The organism is Microbacterium memoriense (assembly GCF_025398275.1).
GTDB classification, from domain to species: domain Bacteria; phylum Actinomycetota; class Actinomycetes; order Actinomycetales; family Microbacteriaceae; genus Microbacterium; species Microbacterium memoriense.
This window is the reverse complement of the sequence record NZ_JAODOR010000021.1, coordinates 1-4,302: the sequence shown is the minus strand read 5'-3', so window position 1 is coordinate 4,302 and position 4,302 is coordinate 1. Positions and strand designations below refer to the sequence as shown.

The window sequence follows — 4,302 nt, the reverse complement described above, 5'->3', positions numbered from 1 at the left end:
AGCCGCCCGGTGGAGGACCGGCTTCCCCACATCCGCGCGGCGGCCTACCTCGGGTGGTGATTTTGGGAAGAGGCGATCCTGACGTGCGCGGCCATGCCCCCATCGCCGAATGTCGCCTCACCAAGATCGGTCGGATCGTTGGCGAGGACCAGCTGCTCCCATTCGTGCAACCTGCTGATCGAGATCGACTCCTGCGCCAAGAGAGCGGCTCTGGCGTGAGCGGTGAAAACGGCGACATGACGGTCGATGAGTTCGCCGTAGAGACGCAGGCGCCGGGTCATGCCCTGGAGGTTCGCGGACCCAGGCTGTGTGCGGTACTCGATCAGCGGCTCCTCGACGATATGGATCCTGCCGCCCGGCGTCAGGAGCCGGAGGAAGAAATCCCAATCCTCGAAACCCTCCCTCATATCGTCTGCGTACCCTCCCGCAGCCCTCCACAAGTGCCAGCGGAATACGGACGGGGCCGGGCACGAGTTACGTGCCAGAAAGTCCACTACGCTCCCGCCCACGGGGCGGACAACCCCTTCCGCTGTCCCGAACATCTCCAGCCACGATGAGGCCGCCACAACATCCTCGTCATCAAACGCGGGAACGGTTGCCGCCAGATAACCAGGACGGAAGCGATCGTCGCCGTCCAGGACTGCGACCAACTCAGACCTCACCGAACGGATCCCGGCGTTTCGTGCGGCGCTCACACCGGCGTTCAGCTGCCGCAGGACATTGACGCCCTCGCGTTCCAGATCGGCCAGCACCTCGATCGAGGCCGGATCAGTCGAGCCATCGTCGACCACGACAAGTTCATCTGCGGTCAGCGACTGCCGCAACACTGAGTCCACGGCCTCACGGACCATCAGCCCCTGGTTGAAGCTCGACACCACAACCGCAACGCTCCGACGCATCAGCACCACCTTCGCGACAAGCCTAGGGCCCGTCGCGAGCGGGACCGCAGAGGGACCGCCTTGCGGCCGGCCCTTGCCGCTCAGCAGGTGTCGAATGGGTGTGTAGTGTCTCCCAGGACTTGTGTGAGGATCGCTCTATGGCTGACCTGCTCCCGGCGATCGCTTTTGGAATCTGCGTGCTTGTCGATCTCGTCGCCATCGTCACCGTGTGGAGGGCGCCCGGTCTCATCAGGTCCCGGCGCACCCAGGCTTGGATCGCCGCGGTCGTGCTGCTCGTCGTCGCATTGCCGTATCTCGCGTTCGTCGGCATCCAGGGCGATCCCGATGTCTGGGACTTCTACCGGTCGGTCGGGCTCGCTCCGGTGCTGATCCTCGGTCCGCTTTCGGTCTGGGCCGTCTGCCTGCTTGTCCACACTCGCCCGGCATCGCGGAGCGTCGCGGATCGACCCGGTCTGGATGCCCAGCGCCTCTCACACCTGTAGTCACGCCGAACGGTCGAGTAAAGCGTTCACTGAGCGACGGTCATTCGCGCAGAGGGAAGCGCGTAGCGCGTCCATTCCGCTACGATCCGAAGACAATAGCGGCGGTTGTCGCCAACGTGACTGACGAGGCCATCTACGAGTGCGGGAGATTGATGCATTTGACCGATTCAGCGAGCATCCGGCAGCCTTTGTACGACCCACGTTGGTGGGCGGCATTCGTACTCTTTGTCGCAGTCGCCTTCGCCGGTGGGTGGGCTCTGTTCCAGCTGGGACTCGACAGCGGCGCCGCCGGCATGATCGCTTCCGCGCCCCTGCTCATGTTCGCCACGGTTACCCTCGTCTGGCGAAAGCGCGCGCTGAGCTCAGCACGGCGTCCCCCTTCGACGTGACGCGCTGAATCTCGCAGACGGGGCCACGGAGCTGGTCAGACCGCTTAGGGATCTAGTGCGGTACTCGACGAGCGCACACTCGCCTCTCCTCACATGGACCGGCATCCGTGCCGGCGGCTCGTTGCGCGCCAAGCAGAGCTCTTGATGTGGCAGGGTGCTCACATGCGAATGACTCTGGCATCTCTGGTGGTTGGACTCGGTGTCGTGATCACCATCGCGGCCGGAGCCGCGCTCTACAACTGGGGCGTCGTCGCCGATGAGACCGGAATCAGCGGCTGGAACCCGGCGCTTTGGATTCTCCTCTTCGGTGGCGTCGCAACCGCCGTGGTTGGGACGATTCAGATCGCGATCACGGCCGGGAACGCGCGAGCCCGATAGCTCGACGCCAACCATCGCGGGATCGCTCTGGCCGGGTCACCCCTTCCAAGTCGGAGGCGTGCGATCGGCGACGCGCAGACGGGCAACCGAAGCCCATAGCCGGGGCTGGACCCCGACGGTTAAGCTCACGGCATGGAGCGCAGGCGCAGGGCCACCGCGATGATGGTGTTGGCATGTGCGTCGATCCCGATCGGCGCCTTGTTGTTCGTGGCGTTGCGGTGGGCATTCACCACATGGAACGCGTGGCAGTTCTCGTTGCGACCTGAACTCGAGAACTGGACAGTCCCATCTTTGGGCACGGAAATGCCAGCGCTCGCGTGGGCCATTGTCTTTACGTTGCCCTCACTCATCGTCGCTTTCGTTCTCGTCCAGCGGCGCACTAGCTCCGCGCCCCTAACCAGCGCCTCGGGCCATCACCGTAACTGACATGCCGCCTGCTGAGCGACCCGCTTCCGCCCGCTGGTCGACCGCCTTGCGAGCTGAGTCGTCGCAGATGATCGAATCGGACCGCGATAGTAGGGTGCCGGTCAACACTGCCGTGCAGTGTGGGTGTTGAAGGAGGCGCCATGATCGCGGAGCTGAACAGGCTGGTGGATTTCGTCGAGGCGCACCTCGACGACAACATCGAAGTGAGCGCGGTGGCGACGACGCTGGGTACCACGGAGTATCACCTACGACGGATGTTCTCGTCGCTGGCGGGCATGCCGTTGTCGGAGTACATCCGACGCCGCCGAATGGCCGTCGCCGCGGCAGACGTCCTCGGGGACGGAGACTTGCTGGGCATCGCGGTGCGGTACGGCTACGGTTCCACCGAAGCGTTCGGGCGCGCGTTCCGATCTGTGCACGGTGCCGGGCCAACCAATATCCGTCGAGATGGCGGCCCCCTTCGTACACAACCACAGATCAGGTTTCGCCTGACAGTAGAAGGGAACACCACCATGGACACCCGTGTCGCCGATCGACCAGCATTCCGCCTCGTGGGCTACGCCGCCCGCGTGCCTCTCATCCACGAAGGCGTCAATCCGCACATCCAGACGCACATCGCATCGCTCCCCGCCAGCGAGCATGCGCGCCTGAAAGCGCTGAGCAACACCGACCCGGCCGGTCTCCTCCAGGTGAGCGCCGACGTCGACCCCGACTACACCGAAGGAACCGAGCTCAGCTACCTCCACGGCGTCGCGATCACCAAGGAAACTCCAACGCCCGACGGACTCGACGTGATCGAGGTTCCCGCGGGCGACTGGGCGGTCTTCCGCACCGAAGGCCCATATCCGAGCGCGCTTCAGGCTGTGTGGGCGGCAACCGCGACTGACTGGTTCCCGTCCAACCCCTGGCGACTTCGCCCCGGCCCTTCAATCGTCGCGGTGCTCGAACGCGCCGACGACTTCAGCACCGCCACCTGCGAACTCTGGCTCCCCGTGGAACGCGCCTAAGCGGTGGCCCGTCAAGCACCCCGAACCGGCGAGAACGACGTGCGTTCGAGGACCGTCCCGTCACACCCTTCCTCTTACTTGCGCGTCACGCTAGTATTGTGGTGTGAAGTTCACGGATCGGGACATCGAGGAGTACTGGCTCGGTGGTCCGGCACCGCGACGCGTGCCACCAGACGTCCGGAAGCGTCTGGCGCGCAAGCTCCAAATGCTCGAGGCGGCGGCGGAGCTGCAGGATCTGAGGATCCCGCCCTCAAACCACCTCGAGAAGCTGCAGGGTGACCGGGCGGGCAAGTACAGCATCCGGGTCAACGACCAATGGAGACTGGTCTTCGACTGGGACGGAGGGGAAGCAAACAATGCCGCATTCATCGACTATCACTGACGAGCTCTCGACGCCGGGTGAAATCCTGCTCGAGGAGTTTCTCGAACCGTTCGGGCTGAGCCAGTATGAGCTCGCCAAGCGCATCGGCGTCGATCAGGCACGCGTCTCGCGGATCGTCCGCGGCAAGCAGGCGATTACCGCGGACACCGCGTTGCGCCTAGGCGCGTTCTTCGGCACCACACCGCAGTTCTGGCTCCGGCTGCAGGAAGGCTACGACCTTGCGCTCGCCCGCACCGAAACGCCGACCAGCGCAATCCAGCCGCTGAGCGCCTGACCCTTCAACGCCCGCAAGACGACCGACTAGCGGGCGTTCGGGCGACTAGCGACCTTCGGGAGCAT

The 4,302-nt window shown here is 64.7% G+C and carries 7 protein-coding genes; 5 read left to right on the top strand and 2 right to left on the bottom strand.

What is annotated here, in order from left to right; translation table 11 throughout:
• Positions 1–44 precede the first annotated feature (44 nt).
• On the bottom strand, positions 45–899 hold the full coding sequence (locus N4R40_RS13060; RefSeq protein ID WP_261607816.1) for a glycosyltransferase family A protein: 855 nt from the start codon (positions 897–899) through the stop codon (positions 45–47).
• A gap of 137 nt (positions 900–1,036) precedes the next feature.
• Here N4R40_RS13060 and N4R40_RS13055 point away from each other — a divergent pair, with 137 nt between their 5' ends.
• Both N4R40_RS13055 and N4R40_RS13050 read left to right on the top strand, forming a co-directional pair.
• Positions 1,037–1,381 (top strand): hypothetical protein, encoded by a 345-nt coding sequence (locus N4R40_RS13055; RefSeq protein ID WP_261607814.1) that lies wholly within the window; start codon positions 1,037–1,039, stop codon positions 1,379–1,381.
• A 551-nt stretch (positions 1,382–1,932) separates the two neighbouring features.
• Positions 1,933–2,148 carry a hypothetical protein gene (locus tag N4R40_RS13050; RefSeq protein ID WP_261607813.1) on the top strand — a complete coding sequence of 72 codons (216 nt, stop codon included), beginning with the start codon at positions 1,933–1,935 and terminating at the stop codon, positions 2,146–2,148.
• A 125-nt stretch (positions 2,149–2,273) separates the two neighbouring features.
• Here N4R40_RS13050 and N4R40_RS13045 read toward each other — a convergent pair whose 3' ends face one another.
• Positions 2,274–2,498, bottom strand: coding sequence for a hypothetical protein (locus N4R40_RS13045; RefSeq protein ID WP_261607812.1), 225 nt, complete (start codon positions 2,496–2,498; stop codon positions 2,274–2,276).
• Between the two features lie 216 nt (positions 2,499–2,714).
• Here N4R40_RS13045 and N4R40_RS13040 point away from each other — a divergent pair, with 216 nt between their 5' ends.
• The 3 genes from N4R40_RS13040 (at position 2,715) to N4R40_RS13030 (ending at position 4,237) form a co-directional block, all read left to right on the top strand.
• Positions 2,715–3,581: an AraC family transcriptional regulator gene (locus N4R40_RS13040; RefSeq protein ID WP_261607811.1), complete on the top strand. Its 867-nt coding sequence runs from the start codon at positions 2,715–2,717 to the stop codon at positions 3,579–3,581.
• Between the two features lie 103 nt (positions 3,582–3,684).
• Positions 3,685–3,963, top strand: coding sequence for a type II toxin-antitoxin system RelE/ParE family toxin (locus N4R40_RS13035; RefSeq protein WP_315902506.1), 279 nt, complete (start codon positions 3,685–3,687; stop codon positions 3,961–3,963).
• Positions 3,938–4,237, top strand: coding sequence for a HigA family addiction module antitoxin (locus tag N4R40_RS13030; protein ID WP_261607810.1), 300 nt, complete (start codon positions 3,938–3,940; stop codon positions 4,235–4,237). The genes N4R40_RS13035 and N4R40_RS13030 overlap by 26 nt, the downstream gene beginning before the upstream one ends.
• The last annotated feature ends 65 nt before the right edge of the window (positions 4,238–4,302 follow it).